Raw genomic sequence first — 19,514 nt, forward strand, 5'->3', positions numbered from 1 at the left:
TCACTCGGAGCCAGATACCTCCATGCCGGGCGCCGTCAGCTCGAACACGGTGTCGTCATCGGCGTGGATCACCACCTTGCCTCGATGCACCGCCCCGAACCGGTAAGCGCCGGTGATTGCTTCGCCCGGCAGGATCGCGCCGGGCACCTCGCAGCGTGTCGCGCACAGCACGAAGCTCTGCCCCATGCCGTCCAGCACGAGGATGCGCCGGCCGTTCTCGCGCCATTCGCCGGCAAGTTCGAACGGGGCATCCATCGATTCCGGCGGCGAATCCGCCGCCGCTGCCGAGGCGACATCGGCGCTCGCCGCCTCGCGCGTTTCGGCCGGCGGCGACACGGTTTCCGCTGCCCGGCCGAGCGTCGCCCAGTGCTGCTCGGGAAACAGATCGACGGCTTCCTCGCCGGATTCCGCCGCCGACATGCAGCTCGCCGACAACGCCAGCCCGAGCGCCGCCAGCCGCCGTGACAAGACCCCGTATCTCATGTGTCGGGCCCCAGCAGGCTGATGCCCAGGCCGATCTCGAGGCGGGTGTCGTCGATATCCTTGCGCTCGATCGTCAACTGCTCGATGCGCAGCAGCGGCTGCTCGGCGATCACGCGCAAGGCCCCGCGCAGGCCTTCATAGCTGCCCGTCAGGGCGATGCCGATGCTCAGGCGCTCCAGGGCCCCCTTCACCTCGCTGTCGCGCCGGTAGGTGGCGGACTTGCGGTGCAGGCCGTGCCTGGCCAGGGTGTCGAACACGAAATAGGCCTGCTCGTCGGTATTCGTCTTGCGCAGGTCCTCGAGGCTGATCCTGTCGCCGGATCGCGGCGCCGGCGCGTCGGCGGCCAGCGTCTGCTTCAGCTCGGCGCCGCGTTGCGCGAGCCGCTCGCGCTCCGGGACGGCCAGCGCGAAGTGATGAACCGGCAAGGCGAGCACGACCAGGCAGGCCAGCGTCTCGATCCATCCGAGCTGCCGTGCCAGACGGTAGGCGCGCCATCTCAGGCGCGCCAGCGGCGCCTTCCAGTCGATCGATGCGGAACATTTCATGGGTGGGTGACGTTCAGGCTGAATGTGTAGGTTCGACTGCCGGCGATGTCCCGCACCTGATGCCGCAACAGGCCGATCCGGCGTTCCGGGTGCGCGTCCCGCAGGCGATTCGAGAAGCGGTAGATATGTTCGAGGTCGGCCGCGCCGCCTTCGATCCGGGCTTCCTTGCCGGCCTTGTCGATCGACAGCGAGCGCAGCGCGATGCGCGGCGTCCAGGCCCGCTCGATCCAGTCGAGCACCGGCAGCCCGGTGTTCCCGTCGCTGCTCGACTGCTCGTCGAGCAGCCGTTCGATGCGATGCGCCTCGGCGGAAACGCGCTGCCGTTCGCGGACCGCGCGCTCGGCGGCCTGCCGGCGCTGGTCGACACGCGCCTCGATCCGCCCGACTTCGTCGCGCAGCGTGTCGAGCCGCGCCTGCTCGCCCAGCAGCAGCCCCGCTGCCGCCAACGCGACGGCGAGCGCCAATGCGGTGCGGCGCCTGGCCAGGCCGCGCGTCGCGACGAAGGCCATGTCGCTCGCCCCGCTCATGCCGCTGCCCCGTCGAGGCAGGCCAGCGGCGCCGCGAGCCGGATCGTTCCATCGCCGCCTCGCCCGTCGTCGTCCAGGAGGCTCGCGGCAACCGGCTCGACCGCGCAAAGAAAGGTACGGAGCGATGCCGGCTGCCGCGCCATCAAGGCGGCGGCATCGAGCACGTCGCGCAGCCTCCCGCCTCGCCATGCCAGCGTGATCACGTCGCGCCACTGCCCGTCGCGACGAAACACGCAGGTGAGCGCACCGGCCTGCAACAGCGCGAGACGGGCATCGTCGACCGAAGCGAGCGCACCGGCATGCCGATGCAGCGCCGCCGAAAGCAGGTCCCGGCAGCCGGCCAGCGTCCAGCCGGCGGCACGGCACGCGCCGGCCGACGCCTCGATCAGGGCCTCGGGCGCGGCCACGGCAAGCCGCGACCGGCCATGCGGGCTCGCCTCGATCCGCACTCGCCGGGCATCGTGTATCGCGCGCTCGGCCAGCAGCGCCCGGGCATAGGCCTGCCATGCCGATTCGGCCAGCACGCCGTCCTGCCAGGGCAGCACCACGGCATGCGCCCATGGATGCGCGAGCACCAGATGCAGGCGGTTCAGCACGGCCAGCCGTCGTCTCGGCAAGCGATCGAGACAAGCGGCCAGCGCCGCGGCCGGGTCGCCCTCGTGATCGATCGTGATCGGCGCCGCGCCGGACAGCACGCGCAGCGCCGCCCCGTCGAGCATCACATGCACCTCATGCCAGGGCGATCGCACGCTGCACCTCCTGGAACGTCGTCAGCCCCTGGCGGATCGCCGCCAGCCCCGCCTCGCGCATCGACAGGTAATGCGGATTGGCCGCCAGCGCGCGTACCCGCTTGTCGATCGAGCGCGCCAGCAAGGCCGCCTTGATCGGCTCGTCCAGCGGCAGGACCTCGGCCAGAGCGAGCCGCCCGTGATAGCCGGTGCCGCGACAGCTCTCGCAGCCGGGGCCGGCCTCGACCGCATGCGCCAGCGCCTCCACCGACAAGCGGGCGAAGGCGCCGCGCCTGGCCGCCGTATCGGCGCCGTGGCCGCAGGCGGGACAGATGCGCCGCACCAGGCGTTGCGACACCACGCCGTTGAGCGCCTCGAGGAAGGTGGACGGCTCCACGCCCATGTAGATGAAGCGATCGATCACGCTGAAGCCGTCGTTCGCGTGCACGGTGGAGAACACGCGATGGCCGGTCAGCGCCGACTGGACCGCGATCGCGGCGGTTTCCGCGTCGCGGATCTCGCCCACCATCACCGTGTCGGGATCGTGGCGCAGGATCGAGCGCAGGCCGCGCGCGAAACCCAGCCCCTTGCGCTCGTTGACAGGAATCTGCAGCACGCCCTCCAGCTCGTATTCGACCGGATCCTCGATGGTGATGATCTTCTCCTCGCCGGTCCCGACCTCCGAGAGCACCGCGTAGAGCGTGGTCGACTTGCCGCTGCCGGTCGGGCCCGTCACCAGCAGCAAGCCGTAAGGCCGTTGCGCGAGCGCGCGGATGCGCTGCGCCGTGCCGGCATCGAAGCCGAGCCCGTCGAGGCGGATCTCGCCGCCCCGCTGCGATCGGTCGAGAATCCGCAGCACGGCGTTCTCGCCATGCGTGCCCGGCATGATCGACACCCGGAAATCGATTTCGCGTCCTTGCAGGACCGCCTTGAAGCGCCCATCCTGCGGCACGCGCTTTTCGGCGATATCGAGGGTGGCCAGCACCTTCAGCCGCGACATCGCCTGTACCGCGACCTCGATGCCGGGCACCCGGCGGATCGACTGCAGGACCCCGTCGATGCGATAGCGGATATGCAGGCCGTCCTGCGAAGCCTCCAGGTGGATATCGCTGGCGCGGCCCTGCAGCGCGTCGTAGAGCGTCATGTTGACGAGACGGATGATGGGGCTCTGGTCGTTCGCGATGCTCGCCAGCGTGATCGATTCCACCGCCTGCGCCAGCGAATCGCCCCGCGTGTCGACGGCCGCGTCGTCCATCACCCGCTCGCTCGACTCGAACTCGCCCAGCAGGCGGTCCACCTCGCCCGGCATGCTCATCGCCAGCTCGATCGGGCCGGCCGGGAATCGCGCCTGCAAGGCCTCGCGCGTCGCGCGCGCCAGCGGATCGGCGAGCACCAGGCTGGCCGCCCCGCCGATCTCGACCGGCAGGACCCGCAGCGCCAGCGCGTCGTGCAGCGCCAGCAGGTCGAAACGGGGCTTCGCGTCGCGCAGCGCTTGCGGATCGAGCGCCGCCAGCGCCAGCCGGGCCGCCACGCGGCCAAGCGCGCGCGGCTCGGCGAGCAGCAAGCGCTCGACATAGTCGGCCAGCTCGATACCGGCCGCGCCGGCCTGCGATTGCCAGCAGTCCTGATCAGCCATGTCTTGCTTCATCGGCATGTTTCCTTGTTCGAGGTGATCCCGAGCCTCAGCCGAGGCTGGAGGCGAGTTCGAAGATCGGCAGGTAGAGCAGGATCACGACGGTGCCTACCGTCGCCCCGACGGCCAGCATCAGCACCGGCTCGAATACCTTGCTCAGCAACTCCACCGAGCGGTCCAGCGCGGCGTCGTGGAAATGCGCGATCTGCTCGCACATGCCGCCCAGGTCGCCGCTCTGCTCGCCCACGCGCAGCAGGCGCTCGGCCACCGAGGTCGTCAACTGCCGGCTGGCCAGCACGCTGGACACGGGCAGCCCCGCGCGCAGGTCCACCAGGGCCGCCGCCAGGCCGGCCCGATAGGGCTCGGGCAGCAGCCTGCCGGCCATCTCCAGCGCCGCGATGGCCGGCGTGCCGCCGTGGATCAGCAGGCCGACCGTGCGATAGAAACGCGTCAGCGCGAACAGCCGGCCGGCTTCGCGCAGCTTCGGCAGGCGCCAGATGAGCTGCCGCGCGGCGCGCTTCGCCGCCTGCGTGCGCAGCGCCAGCCCGATCGCCGCGATCGAGCCCGCCAGCGCCGCCCACACCAGCGCGCCGTGCCGCGCCAGCAGGCCCGACCAGGCCAGCATCAGCCGGGCGGTCGGCGGCAGCGTGCTCAAGGCCTCGAACACGGCGGAAAAGCGCGGGATCACGAAGAAGGCCATGAACAGCAGGATGCAGAATCCAACGCCGATCACCACGCCCGGATACACCATCGCCCCCGTGACGCGCTTCCTGATCTGCTCGATGCGATGCTCGTACTGCTGGTAGCGCCGCAATACCTCGGGCAACTGGCCATTGCCTTCCGCCGATTCGATCGTGGCCACCAGCAGGGCCGGAAAGATCCCGGGCTGCCTGGCCAGCGCCGCCGAGAACGGCTGGCCCTCGACCATCACCGCCAGCACGCGCCCGATCACCTGCTGCGCCTGCCGGCCGCCATCGCGCTTGCCGTGCAGGGCCTCGAGCGCCTCGATCAGCACCAGGCCGGCATCGAGCAGGCTCGAGAGCTCCTGCAGGAACAGCGCGAGCGCGAATCTCGGCTGCCGCCGCGCGCCGCCGAGCCGGCGCTGCCTGCGCACGTCGAGCACCACCGCCGGCGCCGCCGAGGCGCGCAGCCGCGCCCGCAGCTCGGCCTCGTCCGCGGCCTCCATCGCCTGCGTCGCGAGCTGGCCGTCGCGCAGCAGGCGCACCCTGAACATCGGCATGCTCATCGCCTCCAGTCGACCAGCCCGGCCAGGCTGGCCGCGCGGTCGCGCGTCAGTTGCCGGTAGGCCCGCCAGACCTTGTCGACATAGGCTTGCCGGGCACGCGCCCTGGCCGGCGAGGCGCCGGCGTTGTAGGCGCCCACCGCGTTCCAAGTGGGCCCGAGCCGCTCGATGAAGCCGGCCAGGATCGCGGCGCCGGCATCGATCGAGGTGCAGGGCTCGGCCAGCAGCCGCTTGCGCGTGATGCCGGCCTTGTGCAGCCGCGGCAGGTGCGTGCTGTTGATCTGCATGAGCCCGATGTCGGTCGTGCCATTTCGATTGCGGTTGACGGCGGCCGGATTCATCGACGACTCCACCCGGGCGATCGCCGCCAGCAGCAGCGGATCGATGCCGTACTTGTCGCCGGCGCGGGTCCAGCAATCCTGCGCGAGCGCGCCGCTCGGCTGCGCCAGGCACAGCGCGCCCGCCGCCAGGGCCGCCCGCCACGGGCCGAGAAGTCGATAGGGCCGGCAAGGCTCAGAGGCCATGGACCAGGTCGCCATCCACGCCCTCCCCGCCTTCGCGTGCGTCGCGCCCGAGCGAGACGATTTCGGCCTCGCCGTCGCGGCCCGGCACGTTCCATCGATAGGGGCGCCCCCAGCCGTCGTTCGGCACCGCCTTCGCCAGGTAGGGGCCGCTCCAGCCGTCCAGGTTCCGCGCCGGCGCCACCAGCACGCCGAGCCCTTCCTCCTGCGTCGGATAACGGCCGGTGTCGAGCCGGAACTGCGTCAGGGCATCGGCCAGCGTCGTCATCTGCGCCTGCGTTGCCTTGACCTTGGCCTTGTCGACCTGGGAGAACAGCTTCGGGCCGACATAGGCGGCCAGCAAGGCGATGATCAGCAGCACCACCAGCAGCTCGAGCAGGGTGAAGCCCTGCTGCCGTCGCGGCTTCAATTCATGAGGTTTCATCTTCACGGCGGGAATTCGCATCGAAAATCGGAGCGCCGAGTATTGGTTCGATGCAACAGGCCATCAAGATTCCTCAACGATTCATCAAGGATCCCGCCACCGCGCCTGCGTGCTTTGAGAATGCCTTGAGAATCGTTGCAGCCGCATCCGGTTCCAAAGAAGAATCCGCTCCGTCCCTGCGACCCGGTGTCGACAAGGACCCTCGAACTCTTCCTCAGGAACGACTTGGCAACATGAAGAACACTCAGCCTGGACGCTCAGGCATCCATAACAAGCTCTCCCCGGTGAACCGCAACGCCCGCCTGGCCATCGCCATGGCCAGCGCGCTCTGCTTCGCGAACGCCGCGTTCGCCGCGCCCGGCGCCCCCGCGCTGAAGGCCTGGGAGATCACCTCCAAGCCGCACGGCTTCGTGCAGATCGAGCTCGACAAGGCCGGCGCCGTGCCCTACAAGGAGCTGGTCAGGATCAACAAGGCCGTCGACGTGCCGCTGCCGTTCGACATCTACTACAACGGCACCGCCGTGAAGGCGCTGGCCGTGGTCGACGGCGTCGCCGACGAGGCTTCGGCGATCAGCATGACGGGCACCGGCGGCACGCAGAAGGGCAGCGTGGTCGCCCACGTCACGCGCCCCGGGAAAAAGCAGATGCAGGTGCGCGTGCTCGACGACAAGGGCGCCTTCACCGACAGCGCGCCGCTCGAGGTGATGGTGTTCGACACCACGCCGGATCTGGCCGACGACCTGCCGGACAACGCCGACAAGGCCAATCGCGCATTCCGCAACACCTCGGGCTCGGTGGTGGGCAGCTACTTCGCGACCTGGTCGATCTACGGCCGCAAGTTCAGCGTCGACCAGGTGCCGGTGGAGAACCTGACCCACATGCTGTACGGCTTCGTGCCGATCTGCGGCGGCGCCGGCATCAACGATTCGCTCGCGGCGATGGGCGGCACCTCCTACAACGCGCTGCAGTTGTCGTGCCGCGGCCTGCCCGACTTCAGCGTCGCGATCCACGACGGCTGGGGCGAGATCGGCGCGACCCTGCCGGGCCAGTCGGCCAGCTCGAAGCTCAAGGGCGTGCTCGGCCAGATGATGGCCGCCAAGAAGCGCAACCCCGATCTGAAGATCCTGCCCTCGATCGGCGGCTGGACCCTGTCCGACCCTTTCCATCACCTGCACGACGCGAGCAAGCGCCGGGTGTTCGTCGACTCGGTCGAACAGTTCCTGCGCACCTGGAAGTTCTTCGACGGCGTCGACATCGACTGGGAATTCCCCGGCGGCAAGGGCGCGAATGCCTCGCTCGGCGATCCGCTCAAGGACGGCCCGCTCTACGTGACGCTGATGAAGGAGCTGCGCCAGATGCTCGACCGGCTGTCCCGCGACACCGGCAAGACCTACCAGCTGACCTCCGCGATCGGCTCCGGCGACGACAAGATCGCCGTGGTCGACTATCGGGAGGCGTCGAAGTACATGGACTACATCTTCGACATGAGCTACGACTTCTACGGCGCCTGGAGCATGAGCGACCTCGGCCACCAGACCGCGCTCAACGCCCCGGCCTGGCGCCCGGACACGGCCTACACCACGGCCAATTCGGTGCAGGCGCTGCTCGCCCAGGGCGTGAAGCCGGGCAAGATCGTGGTGGGCGCGGCCATGTACGGGCGCGGCTGGACCGGCGTGTCCGGCTACCAGGGCGACAACCCCTTCACCGGCACCGCGCGCGGCCCGGTCAAGGGCGATTGGGAGAACGGCATCCTCGACTACAAGAGCATCGCCGCGAAGATGGTCGGGCCCGGCGGCCACGGCATCAACGGCTACGAATACCATTACGACCAGAGCGCCGAGGCGCCCTATGTCTTCAACAAGGTGAACGGCGACCTGGTGAGCTTCGACGACACCCGCTCGGTGGCCGCCAAGGGCGAGTACGTGCGCAAGCTCGGGCTCGGCGGCCTGTTCTCCTGGGAGATCGATGCCGACAACGGCGACATCCTGAATGCGATGCACAGCGGCCTCGGCCACGAGGCCAGGGACGGTTCGGCCCCCAACCGGGCGCCGCTCGCGCGCACCGGCGGCGACCTCACGGTCGACCAGGCGCGGCGCGTCACGCTCGACGCCTCGAAGTCGAGCGACCCGGAAGGCGGCAAGCTGCGCTTCGCCTGGAAGCAGGCGAGCGGCCCTGCCCTGTCGATCGCGAACGCGGGCAGCGCGAAGGCGAGCGTCGAGATCCCGGCCGTCAAGACCGATACGCGCTTCGTGTTCGAGGTCACCGTCACCGACGCGGGCGGCCTCGATGCCAAGGCGCGCACCAGCGTGCTCGCCAAGGCGAGCGCCTCGGGCGGCCACGGCGAGCCGCAAGAACCGTCCCAGCCCGGCAAGAACCACCCGCCCGTCGCGCATCTGAGCGGCCCGGACACGGTGCAGGCCGGCGAGTCGATCAAGCTGTCGGCGGCCCGATCGAGCGATGCCGACGGCGACAAGCTCGGCTACCGCTGGCTCATGCCGGCCGGCTTCCCAGCCGCGAAGAATCAATCGACGCTGACCGTCGAGGCGCCCGAACTGGCGAGCGACACGCGCCTGAGCTTCACGGTGGAAGTCAGCGACGGCAAGCTGTCCTCGCGCGCGACTCATACGGTGCTGGTCAAGGCGCGACAGCAGAAACCCGGCGGCGGCAATGGCGGCAATGGCGGCAGCAGCGGCAATGGCAATGGCGGCAACGCCGGCCAATATCCCGCCTACCAGCAAGGCACGCCCTACAAGGCCGGCGACATCGTGTCGAACGGCGGCAAGCTCTACCGATGCAAGCCGCATCCGGCCACCGGCTGGTGCGCCGGCGCGGCCTGGGCCTATGCGCCCGGCACCGGCAGCGCCTGGCAACAGGCCTGGGACCTGCACGGCGACGCCGAACCGGGCAAGCCGGCGCAGCCCGGCGAAAACCACGCGCCGGTCGCGAAACTGAGCGGCCCGGAGAGCACCCGGGCCGGACAGGCCGTCACCTTGTCGGCCGCCGGATCGAGCGATGCGGACGGCGACCCGCTGAGCTTCAAGTGGAACGTGCCGGCCGGCATCCAGGCCAGCCAGGACGGCGCGACGCTGCGCTTCGATGCCCCCGAACTGCCGCGCGACACCAAGTTCGACTTCTCGGTCAGCGCCAGCGACGGCAAGCTCTCGTCGAGCGCCCGTCACACCGTGCTGGTCAAGGCGAAGCAGGCAGGCGGCAGCGAGGGCGGCCAGTGCGCCGCGGCCTGGTAGGGCGGCAAGCCCTACACAGGCGGCAGCCGGGTCCAGCACCAGGGCCGTCTCTACGAGGCGCGCTGGTGGACCAGCAACGAACCGGGCAGCCCCGCCACCACCGGCCCCGACTTCAGCGGCAAGGTATGGAAGGACCTGGGCGAATGCGGCAAGTAAGGCCCGCATCGCGCTGATCCAGACCGGGTAATCCGGTCGCTGCAACACCACCGCTGCCACCCGGGCGATCCGGATGGCAGCGGTTTTTTCATCCGCGCCGAGATGAACCTCGGCCGCGCCAGCGGGCGCCATGGCTCGGACACGTCCTAGACGATTCCGGGAGATTTAGGACAGGTCCAATGCTTTCGGCCTTGCGGTCTTCGTACATTGACGAAACCTCGCCCTGTCCATTCCCCCACATCCATGGCCCCGTCCTCTCTCGACGTCGTCCTCGCGGACCACCAGCCCACCATGCTCGCCGGCCTCGCCACCGTGCTGCGCGAGATCGACGGATTGCGCATCGCGGGGAGCGCGCAAAGCCCGCCCGACCTGATGGACGTGCTGTCGCGCGTTCCCTGCCGGCTGCTCGTCACCGACTACTCGCTGCCGGATGCGCACTCGAGCGACGGCTTGTCGATGCTCGCGCGCATTCGCAACCGCCACGCCGGGCTGCGCATCGTCGTCTTCACCTCGCAGATCAACGCCCGCTTCGTCGATCAGATGCGCAGGATCGGCATACGGGCGATCGTCAGCAAGTCGGACAGCCTGGATCACCTGGTGGCGGCGATCCAGGCCGTGCTCGCCGGCGGCCACTACCATTCGCCCGGCATTCCGCTCGCGCAGGCCGAAGACATGAGGCGCGGCCGCGGCGTGACGAGGTCCGAGCTGGAGGTGCTGCATCTCTACCTGTCCGGCCTGTCGATCACCGAGATCGCGAGCCGCCGCAACCGGAGCAAGCAGACCGTCAGCGCACAAAGGCTGCGCGGCATGCGCAAGCTCGGCGTCGAGCGGAACGCCGATCTGTTCCGGATGCTTCACGAGAACTGCGACAGCCTGTTCGACTCCCTACACGGCTCAATGCCGCCAATAAAACAATATTCGACAGGCACTACCGCATCGACCCCAATTCAAGTATCTGACTCGTCTTCTTGCAAGGGAGGTGTCTAGAAAAAATAATCGCTTTCGGCTCGCGCACGCCCTTACACCCAAACCCGCAAACTCAACCGATCTCCATATTCGACATCGTGATAAGAATCAAAAAAATCTCATCAGCAATCCTCTGCTACAGCCTCATGCAATCGGCGGCGATGGCCGGCACCTCGGCCACACTCACGGTAACGGGACGGATCTCACCGCCCTCGTGCAGCATTTCCCTCGAGAACAACGGCCGCCTCGATTTCGGATCGACATCCTTCAACAGCCTGAATATCGATGGCACGCAACTCGCGCCGAAGACGGTGGCCTTGAATATCGTCTGCGAGGCCCCGACGCGCGTCGGCCTGGCGGTGGTCGATTCCCGCTCGGCCTCGAAGATCGCCCAGGCCGATGTCGCCAGTTCACGTTGGGCCAGCGCGCTCGGCGACGACTGGATCTTCGGCCTCGGCACCACGGGACCGAATGACCAGGTACGAATCGGCGGCATGATGATCGGTTTCCAGGACGGTACCGTCCGACTCGACGAAGCCAATGCCAAGGTCATGGCCAGCACCAATCGCTCGTCCTGGTCGAGCGACGCGAAAAGCCAGTATCTCTCGCCCAAATCGACCACCTCCTGGTCCAGGAGCGGCGCCGACACGCCCCTGGCGGCCAAGCTCGTCAACGGCACGCTGGTCGTCACGCCGACCATCGCGCGCACCGTGTCCTTGCCGAGCGCCGACACCATCGAACTCGACGGCAGCGTCACGCTCGACCTCGTCTATCTCTGAAGAGGCACTTCATGCATTGGAACTGGAATCCGCGGCAAGCGGCCCGCACCATCGTGCTGGGCGCGTCCTTGTCGATCTGCCCGATCGCCGGTTGGGCCGCTGGCGATCCGCCGGGCACCGGCAGCGCGATCCTGACGATGACGGGCCGGATAACGCCACCGGCCTGCAGCCTCGACTTCTCGAATCATGGCAACGTCAACTTCGATCGAGCCTATAGTTCGCTCGACGCGGATGGCACGAAACTCGAGGCGAAGTCGATCGACCTGGCGATCCAGTGCGCGATGCCAACCCGGCTCGGCATCACGCTGAAGGACATGCGAGCGGCGTCGAGGATCGCGACCGGCGACGTCAGCCACCTCGCATGGGGCAGCAGTCCGGTCGCCGCCCAGAACAACGGGGCATATGCGGTATTCGGCCTCGGCACGGTATCCGGTACCGACGGACAAGCCGTCAAGATCGGTGCCTTCATGATCGACATCGGCAAGGTCACGGTCGACGGCGGTAGCGGAGTGGCGGCCATGACGGATCAAAACTCCCGGCTCACCACCGGCAATCCCAATCCTTACTTCGGCACCTGGCTCGTCCATGACGGCCACAGCTACGGCATGTATACGTTCTGGAAAGGCTCGTACCCGCTCGGCGGCCAGACCCCGGGAGGTATTACCACCGCCAGCATGACGCTCGACATCGTGCCGACCATCGCAAGGAAGGCCTCGCTGCCGATCCGGGATGAAATCCTGCTCGACGGCATGGTGAATTTCGAACTGCGCTACCTCTAGCCGCATCGGGCGCGCGACAACTGTCGCGTGCCCATCCGCCGGGTCTTCCCCTCGCCGGGGTCCACCCCAGGCAAGCTCCCGGCTCCCGCCCCCATCCCGCTGACATCCCGCCGCGCGCACTCCCTGTCGCGCGACGATTCCGGCCGACTCGCCGCATGAAGACTATGCCCCCCACGATACGATCTCGCGCCGCTCGCGGCCTCCTCGCCCTGCTTTGCCTGGCTTGCGCCGACGCCCAGGCCGGCGGCCCGCTGCCGGAAACCTCGGTGGTCCTGCTCAGCGAGGCCGAGGAAGGCGGCAGCATCAAGGTCACCAACACCGATCCCACGCCCATGCTGCTGACGACCACCATCCAGAACCTGGCCGAGGACGATGACAGCTTCGTGGTCGCCACGCCGCCGATCGCACGCGTCGAACCCGGCAAGACGCAACTGATCCGGTTCATGCTGACCAACACGCGCTCGCTCGGCAACGAACGCATGAAACGCGTGATTTTCGAGGGCATTCCGGAAACGGCGCGCCAGGCGCAGACCGTGCGCATGACGGTGCGCCAGAATCTGCCCCTGCTGGTGCTGCCGAAGGACCTGCAGAGAACGCGCACGCCCTGGACCAGGCTGACCCTGCAACTCGATCGCGACACGGTTCGGCTGAGCAATCCGAGCCGCTACGTGGTCCGTCTCGACCAGCAGGTCCGGATTCTGCCGAGCGCCGCCGCCGCGGTCCTGGCGAAGCCGTACATCCTGCCCGGCGAGACCGTGTCGGTCCCCCTGCCGGCTCACGTGGCGGCGGAATCGGTCGACGGCATCCGGCTCTTTCCGGCCACCGTCTATGGGTACATGAGCGATAGCTACGTCCTCGAGCGACGCTGATTCACCGCCGTGGTTTCGCCAAGCATCCAGCCTCATGCCGGCCCGTGCCTCGCCGGTGTCTGCAGCACACGCACGTGCCCATCCTCGCCATCCCCCGCTGCACGGAAAACCGCGGCAGGTCGCAAGTGCCTGCTGCGCCATTCGTCATCGGCTGCGTTCGCGCTCGCCGGCATGACGGCATGGCTTCCCGCCGACGCGGAACCCACGCGTTTCGATCCCGAGGTATTGCGCTCGCGCGGCATCGATCCATCGATCGCCGCGCATTTCAGCACCGCCTCCCGGTTCCTTCCGGGCCGCAACCTGGTCGAACTCAGCGTCAACGGCAGCACCGTCGGCCGCCACCCGGCGCATTTCGACGCCGAGGGGCGGATCTGCCTGAGCGACGCGCTGCTGCGCCTTGCGGGATTGAGGCCGGTGCCGTCCTCCGGCAAGACCGCGAACCCTGCCTCGCCGTCTCGCGCCGATCGGCTCGCGCAGCCGGTTGCCCTGGATTGCCGCGCATTTCTCGACGCCTTTCCGACCACCGCCGTCCATCTGCTGCCCGAGCAACAGGCGGTCGAACTGGTGACGCCGCCCGAGGCCGTCGCGGCACGCGCGGCGCCGTCCCCCGTCTACACCACCGGCGGCGCGGCCGCGATACTCAACTACAACGTGCTGGCCGGCTACAGCCGATCGATGGGCGGCACCAGCCGGTTCCTGCAGGGTTCGGTCGAGTCGGGTTTCAATTACCAGGGATGGGTCGTGCGCAGCCAGGACGCCTTCTCGATGCGCGACGGCAGCCGGCAATGGAGCCACGTGCAGGCCTACGGCCAGCGCAGTTTCACCGGATATCGCACCGCACTCCAGATTGGCCAGCTCATGGCGCAGGGCGACATCACGGGTGGCGCGCCGATCACGGGCGTCCAGATCGCGCCCGAGCAAGCGCTGCTGCCTCGCGGCAGCGGCAGCCCGATGATCCAGGGCATCGCCCATTCGCAGGCCCGCGTGGAAGTGCGCCAGGGCGGCATCCTGATCCATTCCACCGTGGTACCCCCGGGCCCTTTCTCCTTTTCCGAGCTGCCCTTGCTGTCGACCCGCCGCGACGTGACGGTCGAGGTCATCGAGGCAGACGGTCGGCGGCACGGTTTCTCGATTCCGGCCGCCGCCGTGCAGCCGTTGAATATCGGGCCGCCGGCCGGCTTCAGCATGTCGTTCGGCAAGCTCCGGGATCTCGGCGGCGCAGGCCCCGCGCCATGGCTTGCCAGCGTGGCCCACGGCTTCGCCCTGGGCAGCCGGGTCAACCTGAGCCACGGCGTGACGCTCGCGAGCGGCTATCGCGCACTCGGCATTCGCCTCGACGCGCAGCCCGCCGGCTGGCTCGGCACCAGCGCGCAGCTGGTCGGCGCCGATAATCCGCGCATGCATGCCCGCGGCGTGAAGGCCACCTTGCTGGGATCGGCCCGGCTGGCCGCCGGCTTCTCGATGGACGTCTCCGAGACGCGTCAGTCGCGCGGATATTCGGACCTGCTCGACATGCCGCGACCTGCCTTGCCAAGCTCGCCCGGTCACGCGATCGCGCAGGGGCTCGACCGCGACCGGCCCGAAGTCCGGCGCACCATCGGCTTGTCGTGGTCCGGCGCCGCGCTGGGCAACTTCAACCTCAGCTATGACGGCACACGCTTCTTCCACGGCCTCACCTCGCGGCGCTTGTTCGTCTCCTGGGGCAAGCGCCTGGGCCTCGTCAATCTGTCCATATCGGCCGAGCGTGCACTGGATGCGCGTCGAGGCGGGCACGATGGCGACAATCTGTACGTCAGCGCCTCCTTCGCGCTCGGCCGCCATGACACGGCGATCTACGGAACCCGCTCAGGCACGCGACGCGGCGTCGGGGTCCGCACCGGCGCGGCGCTCGGCGATCATGCGAGCTACTCGCTCTCGGCCGAGCGGGACAACCCGGGCACCGCGCCCTCGGCCAGCGCCAACCTGAATCTCACACCGCGTCACGTCCAGCTCGCGCTCGGGTCCGCCGTCGCCGCCGGGAGCAACTCGTGGTCGGTACAGGCGAGCGGCGCCGCGGTATGGCACGCCGATGGCCTGAGCTTCTCGCCCTATCCGGTGCGCGACACCTTCGGCATCGCCACCGTCGGCCGGGTCGCGGGTATCGCGCTGAACACCCCGGCGGGCAAGGTCTGGACCGACGCCTGGGGACGCGCGGTGATTCCCTCCTTGCCTGCCTACGGCGGCGCGCAGGTGGAAGTCATGGTCGCGTCCCTGAAACGCAACATGGATCTCGCCAACGGCTATCGACGCATCCATGCCGCGCGCGGCGCGGTCGGCAAGCTGCAATTCGCGATTTCGACGGTACGGCGAGCGCTGCTGAACGTCACCGCGGAGGATGGCGGCGGCATCCCGCAAGGCTCGGCAATCGTCGACGCGCAAGGTCGGCTGGTCACCCTGGCCGGGGCCGGCAGCATGGTTTTCCTGCCCGATCTCACGGAGCAGGCCCTGTTCGCCCGCCATCCGGACGGCGCGAGCTGCCGACTGGAATTCGCGATTCCTCATCAAGCCCCGGCCGACAGCGTCTACGAGCGCATCGACGCCGTATGCCGAACCGTGTCGCCGGCCCGCTCCCACACTCCATGAATCCATGACATTCCTGCTGCCCAAGCCCGGTATCGCACTTGCCCTGATCGTATTCGAGGCCGCCTGCCTGGCCGCCGAGCCGGGCTTCGCCCGATCGTCCGAATCCCATGCCGCCGCGACGCACGCCCGCTGCGAGCTTCGTCTCTCCCGGCCGCACCTGGACTATCCACGCCGCGCCGCCGGGGAGCTCGTCCCGATCGCGCCCGGCATCGTCACCTTCGGCACCCAGGCAGGCTCGCTCTCGGCCGTCTGCGCGCAGCCCGCCAGGCTCGCGCTGCGCCTGCATGGCCAGGCCGGCCCGGCAGGACTGGCCGGTTTCGGCAAGGACGGCGCCCTGCGCGTGCGCCTCGGCGATCTCAGCCTGGACGGCAAACCCGCGTGGCTGGAGAGCGACGCGGCGCCGGGCACCATCGCGAACGAAGTCGCCTGGCTACCCGGCCAGACCTTGACGGTGAGGATGTCCGACGGCGTCATCCCCGGACGCAGCTTGTCCGGACGCCTGAGCATCGAGGCCGTGATGCCGCTCGCCGGCACCGTCGCGATCGACGAAATCCTCAGCCATGCGCAACTCGTCATCGAATTGCTCGGCGATTCGCCATGACATGCGCCCCCTGGCTTCCCGCGCATCGGACTCCGAGCCCCCGCGACAGTCACCATGAAGATCCGCCTGATCCTCGCCGACGACCATCCCACGGTCCTGTCCGGCATGCGGCATGAAATCGGCCGGGCCCCGACGCTCGAGATCGTCGGCCTCGCCGCCAGTGCCGGCAAGCTGATCGCCCTGCTGGACGCCACCGTCTGCGACGTGCTGATCACCGACTACATGATGCCGGGCGGCGGCTTCCCGGACGGTTTCCCCTTGCTGCTGCACCTGCGGCGCAACTGGCCGGACCTGAAGATCGTGGTGTTCACCACGGTCGACAATCCAGGCATGCTGCGCGAGATCGTCGGCATCGACGTGCAGTCGGTGCTGAGCAAGCTCGACGACGCCGACCACCTGATCTCGGCGGCGCATTCGGTCTACGCGGGTGCCAGGTATTACTCGCCCAGCGTGAGGGGCGCCCTGCGCGGGCAGCGCATCGCCGACACGCTGAGTTCGCGCGAATTCGAGGTGATCCGGCTTTACGTGGCCGGGCACACGATCGGGGAAATCGCGCTGCGGTTGAACCGCGCGAAGCAGACCGTCAGCGCGCAGAAGGTCAGCGCGATGAAGAAGCTCGGCATCGAGCGCGACGCCGAGCTGTTCCATTACGCCTTCGAGATCGGCTTGTCGCCGCCCGGCACGAACCGCTGGAGCAGCCTCGATTGAGCGGGCGGAAAATTCCTCGCTCACGCCTGCCGACGGCCGCCTCGGAAACGCGAAATCCCCCTAGAATGCAGCGAGGTTTTCTGCCCTCCCCTTCATCTCGACAGGAGTCCATATCTTGGAACCCACCTCCACCTCGGCGCTGGAACAGCGCCTGGCCATCATCGAAGACAAGCTCGCGATCTACGAGCTGATCGCCTCCCATCCGCTGAGCGCCGACACCGGCCACGGCCCGTTCTTCCCACATGTCTACACCGAGGACGCCGTGTTCGATCGCGGCACGGCCGCGCCGGGCGCGGTGGGCCGCGACGCGCTGGTCGCGCTGGTGGAGAGCGAGGCGCACAAGCAGGCGCTCGACGGCGGCCTGGCGCATTTCGGCAACCTGCCGCGCATCGAGCTGGACGGCGACACGGCCTTCGTGACCTCCTACCTGATGCTGGTGCGATTCGATCGCGACAGCCCGGAGACGGAGCTGCCCAATCACGGGCTCTCGCGCGGCCACCGGATCTTCCGCGTGCTGGCGAACCGCTGGACCGTGGTGCGCACCGCCGAGGGATGGCGCGTCAAGACGCGCAAGCTGTTCCCGATGGACGGCAGCGCGCCGGCGCGCGGGCTGCTGCACGAGGCGCTGCCGGAGTAAAGGACGACCGGCGCCGTCCCGCTTATGCACGGGACGGCGCCGGCGCGACGATCACCCCGCAAGCTTGCGCGCGCAACGATCGCGCGCGGCCCGAGCCGGCTTCGCGACACGCTCGGCCCTGCCCTCAAGCCGCCCCGCGCCGCGCCTGCTTCACTTGCAGCCAGACCGCGGAAATCAGGAAGTACACCGCGCCCACCGCCGCATAACCCGCGATCTTGACGATCGGCGGCGGCACCGTGATCTCGCTCTGCACGATGAAGAAGGTACCGGCCAGGGCCGACTGGGCGCCGCTCAGGACCATCGCCCATTGCGCGCCGAAGCGCCGCCAGCGGCGGATCGCGGTGCCGAGCTGCAGCAGGCCGGAAAGAATCGCCCACACGCCGAACACCGTCAGCACCGCCGACAGGCCCGAGCCCAGCGCCAGCAGCACCGCGAGGGTGGTCAGCGCGCTGATCGCCACGTTGCTGGCCTGGGTGGGATTGCCGCTCATGCCGCCGCCGCTGCGCGAGAGGTCGACGAAGTTGGCCAGCGCATCCCAGGCCGGGTAGATGACCAGCAACACCGCCGCCGCGGCCGGGCTCTGGCGGCCGACCGCGAAGGCCAGCGCCACCCAGATCACCGAGAACAGCGCGCGGGAAAAGTAGTAGCGTTTGAGCCAGTGCTCCTGCTGGGTGCTGCTGGCATCGAGACGAGGTTGGGACATGCATGCTCCTTGGCAAAGCCGGTTCGCGAGCCGGACGGCCCGCATGCTTGCCAGTATCGCCAGCGCCCGGCGGCCAAAACATCGGTCGATTGACCGATGTTTCGGCGCCGCGCGCGCAGCGCGGCGCCGTGGCGGAACCCGAATGTCCGATATCATCGGCAATCCGGCCGCGCCCGCTCGCGGGCAGCATGCCGGATCCTTTGCCATCCCGATCACTTTTCATGTCCGACCCGATATTCGACCTCGACGCCGGCCACGCCGCGTTGCGCATCTTCGATTCCGTGCGGGCGCTGGCCTTCATCGGCGACCTGAGCATGGGGCAGCCGACCGATCACTCGCTGCGCACCGCCTGGCTGGCGGCACGGCTCGCGCACGCGGCCGGCCTCACGGCCTCGGTCGGCGACACGGTTCGCGAGGTGTCGCTGCTGCGCTGGTCGGGCTGCACGGCGAACGCGGCGGGTTTCGCCGAAGTGTTCGGCGACGACATCGCGATCCGCAACGACATGCTCGAAGGCCGGCCGGAGGCGACCGAGGCGATCGTCCGCGCCGGTGCCGGCGCCGCCTTGATGCCGCTGGCGCAGATCCATTGCGAGGTGTCGGGCGAGGTCGCCCGCATCCTCGGCCTCTCCACGCAGACCGAGACGGCGCTGCGCGCCATCTTCGAAACCTGGGACGGCCGCGGCGTGCCCGCGCAACTGGCGCGCGAGGACGTGCCGGTCGCCGTGCTGGTGGTGGCGCTGGCCGGCGACCTGGAGGTGCTCAGCCGCGCGCACGGCATCGAGGCGGCGCTGGCGCTGATCGCGCAACGCGCCGGGCAACGCTATCCGGCCCATCTGGCGGCGACCGCCGCGCGGCACGCCGAGCGCTGGCTCGCCGAGCTGGCCAGCGCGGCGCCGGCCGATTTCGAGCTCGCGCTCGCCACCACCGACATGCAGCGAACCGGCTCGGCGGCGCTGGTCGCCGACGTGATCGACCTGAAACTGCCCTGGATGACGGGCTTCTCGCGCGCGGTCGCCGCCACCGCCGCCGAATGCCACGCGCGCCTGGCCGGCGACACCGCGGCGCGCGCGCTGGTCTACCGGGCCGGCCTGATCCACGGCATCGGCCGCGCCGCCGTGCCCAACGAGATATGGAACCTGCCCCGCGCCCTGCCCGCCAGCGCCTGGGAAAAAGTGCGGCTGGTGCCTTACTGGACCGAGCGCGCCGGCCGGCAGACCGGCAGCCTGGGCGAGGCCGCCGCGCTGGCCTCGCAGGCCTACGAACGGCAGGACGGCTCGGGTTACTTCCGCGGCCTGCGCGGCGCGGCGCTGAGCCTGGAAGCGCGCGTGCTGGCCGCCTCGCTGGC

The 19,514-nt window shown here is 69.1% G+C and carries 20 protein-coding genes; 10 read left to right on the top strand and 10 right to left on the bottom strand.

Features of this window, described 5'->3' with window-relative positions:
• From F3J10_RS12450 to gspG, 8 genes are read right to left on the bottom strand one after another with little or no spacing between them, the layout of a single operon-like run.
• Positions 1–483: a hypothetical protein gene (locus tag F3J10_RS12450; protein ID WP_167242217.1), complete on the bottom strand. Its 483-nt coding sequence runs from the start codon at positions 481–483 to the stop codon at positions 1–3.
• Positions 480–1,028, bottom strand: a complete 549-nt coding sequence (locus tag F3J10_RS12455) for a hypothetical protein (RefSeq protein ID WP_167242218.1) — start codon at positions 1,026–1,028, stop codon at positions 480–482. The genes F3J10_RS12450 and F3J10_RS12455 overlap by 4 nt, the downstream gene beginning before the upstream one ends.
• Positions 1,025–1,555, bottom strand: a complete 531-nt coding sequence (locus F3J10_RS12460) for a hypothetical protein (RefSeq protein WP_167242219.1) — start codon at positions 1,553–1,555, stop codon at positions 1,025–1,027. Before F3J10_RS12460 ends, F3J10_RS12455 begins: the two co-directional genes overlap by 4 nt.
• On the bottom strand, positions 1,552–2,304 hold the full coding sequence (locus F3J10_RS12465; protein ID WP_167242220.1) for a hypothetical protein: 753 nt from the start codon (positions 2,302–2,304) through the stop codon (positions 1,552–1,554). Before F3J10_RS12465 ends, F3J10_RS12460 begins: the two co-directional genes overlap by 4 nt.
• Positions 2,285–3,931, bottom strand: a complete 1,647-nt coding sequence (locus F3J10_RS12470; protein ID WP_167242221.1) for a GspE/PulE family protein — start codon at positions 3,929–3,931, stop codon at positions 2,285–2,287. The genes F3J10_RS12465 and F3J10_RS12470 overlap by 20 nt, the downstream gene beginning before the upstream one ends.
• A 34-nt stretch (positions 3,932–3,965) precedes the next feature.
• Entirely contained in the window at positions 3,966–5,156 is a 1,191-nt protein-coding gene (locus F3J10_RS12475; protein WP_167242222.1) for a type II secretion system F family protein, read from the bottom strand.
• A gap of 2 nt (positions 5,157–5,158) precedes the next feature.
• The gene (locus tag F3J10_RS12480; RefSeq protein WP_240155537.1) at positions 5,159–5,683 is read right to left on the bottom strand and encodes a lytic transglycosylase domain-containing protein; all 525 of its coding nucleotides are present in this window, start codon (positions 5,681–5,683) and stop codon (positions 5,159–5,161) included.
• Positions 5,673–6,104, bottom strand: coding sequence for a type II secretion system major pseudopilin GspG (gspG, locus tag F3J10_RS12485; protein ID WP_167242229.1), 432 nt, complete (start codon positions 6,102–6,104; stop codon positions 5,673–5,675). The genes F3J10_RS12480 and gspG overlap by 11 nt, the downstream gene beginning before the upstream one ends.
• A 233-nt stretch (positions 6,105–6,337) precedes the next feature.
• On the opposite strand from gspG, the gene F3J10_RS12490 reads away from it, so the two are divergent.
• A complete protein-coding gene (locus F3J10_RS12490) occupies positions 6,338–9,349 on the top strand; it encodes a glycosyl hydrolase family 18 protein (protein WP_240155540.1) in 3,012 nt (1,003 codons plus the stop codon).
• Between the two features lie 399 nt (positions 9,350–9,748).
• Positions 9,749–10,492, top strand: coding sequence for a response regulator transcription factor (locus F3J10_RS12495; protein WP_275691695.1), 744 nt, complete (start codon positions 9,749–9,751; stop codon positions 10,490–10,492).
• Positions 10,493–10,607: 115 nt separating this feature from the next.
• Here F3J10_RS12495 and F3J10_RS36260 read toward each other — a convergent pair whose 3' ends face one another.
• Positions 10,608–10,967: a hypothetical protein gene (locus F3J10_RS36260; protein ID WP_240155542.1), complete on the bottom strand. Its 360-nt coding sequence runs from the start codon at positions 10,965–10,967 to the stop codon at positions 10,608–10,610.
• Here F3J10_RS36260 and F3J10_RS36265 point away from each other — a divergent pair.
• The 7 genes from F3J10_RS36265 (at position 10,966) to F3J10_RS12530 (ending at position 17,466) form a co-directional block, all read left to right on the top strand.
• Complete coding sequence (locus F3J10_RS36265; protein WP_240155543.1) at positions 10,966–11,250, top strand: hypothetical protein; 285 nt, start codon at positions 10,966–10,968, stop codon at positions 11,248–11,250. The genes F3J10_RS36260 and F3J10_RS36265 overlap by 2 nt on opposite strands.
• An 11-nt stretch (positions 11,251–11,261) precedes the next feature.
• A complete protein-coding gene (locus F3J10_RS12505) occupies positions 11,262–12,029 on the top strand; it encodes a DUF1120 domain-containing protein (protein ID WP_166912345.1) in 768 nt (255 codons plus the stop codon).
• A 155-nt stretch (positions 12,030–12,184) separates the two neighbouring features.
• Positions 12,185–12,898, top strand: a complete 714-nt coding sequence (locus F3J10_RS12510) for a fimbria/pilus chaperone family protein (protein WP_240155547.1) — start codon at positions 12,185–12,187, stop codon at positions 12,896–12,898.
• 171 nt (positions 12,899–13,069) lie between these two features.
• The gene (locus F3J10_RS12515; protein ID WP_167242225.1) at positions 13,070–15,520 is read left to right on the top strand and encodes a fimbria/pilus outer membrane usher protein; all 2,451 of its coding nucleotides are present in this window, start codon (positions 13,070–13,072) and stop codon (positions 15,518–15,520) included.
• Positions 15,521–15,524: 4 nt separating this feature from the next.
• Positions 15,525–16,121 (top strand): hypothetical protein, encoded by a 597-nt coding sequence (locus F3J10_RS12520; protein WP_167242226.1) that lies wholly within the window; start codon positions 15,525–15,527, stop codon positions 16,119–16,121.
• Positions 16,122–16,175: 54 nt separating this feature from the next.
• A complete protein-coding gene (locus tag F3J10_RS12525; RefSeq protein WP_025100085.1) occupies positions 16,176–16,829 on the top strand; it encodes a response regulator transcription factor in 654 nt (217 codons plus the stop codon).
• A 115-nt stretch (positions 16,830–16,944) separates the two neighbouring features.
• On the top strand, positions 16,945–17,466 hold the full coding sequence (locus tag F3J10_RS12530) for a nuclear transport factor 2 family protein (RefSeq protein ID WP_025100084.1): 522 nt from the start codon (positions 16,945–16,947) through the stop codon (positions 17,464–17,466).
• Positions 17,467–17,590: 124 nt separating this feature from the next.
• Here the strand turns inward: F3J10_RS12530 and F3J10_RS12535 are convergent, their stop codons facing one another.
• A complete protein-coding gene (locus F3J10_RS12535) occupies positions 17,591–18,169 on the bottom strand; it encodes a DUF308 domain-containing protein (RefSeq protein WP_025100083.1) in 579 nt (192 codons plus the stop codon).
• A gap of 221 nt (positions 18,170–18,390) precedes the next feature.
• On the opposite strand from F3J10_RS12535, the gene F3J10_RS12540 reads away from it, so the two are divergent.
• Positions 18,391–19,514, top strand: a 1,124-nt coding sequence (locus tag F3J10_RS12540) for an HD domain-containing phosphohydrolase (RefSeq protein WP_167242227.1), incomplete at its 3' end; no start/stop codon positions are given.

The organism is Burkholderia sp. Cy-637 (assembly GCF_011753175.1).
GTDB lineage: Bacteria > Pseudomonadota > Gammaproteobacteria > Burkholderiales > Burkholderiaceae > Burkholderia > Burkholderia gladioli.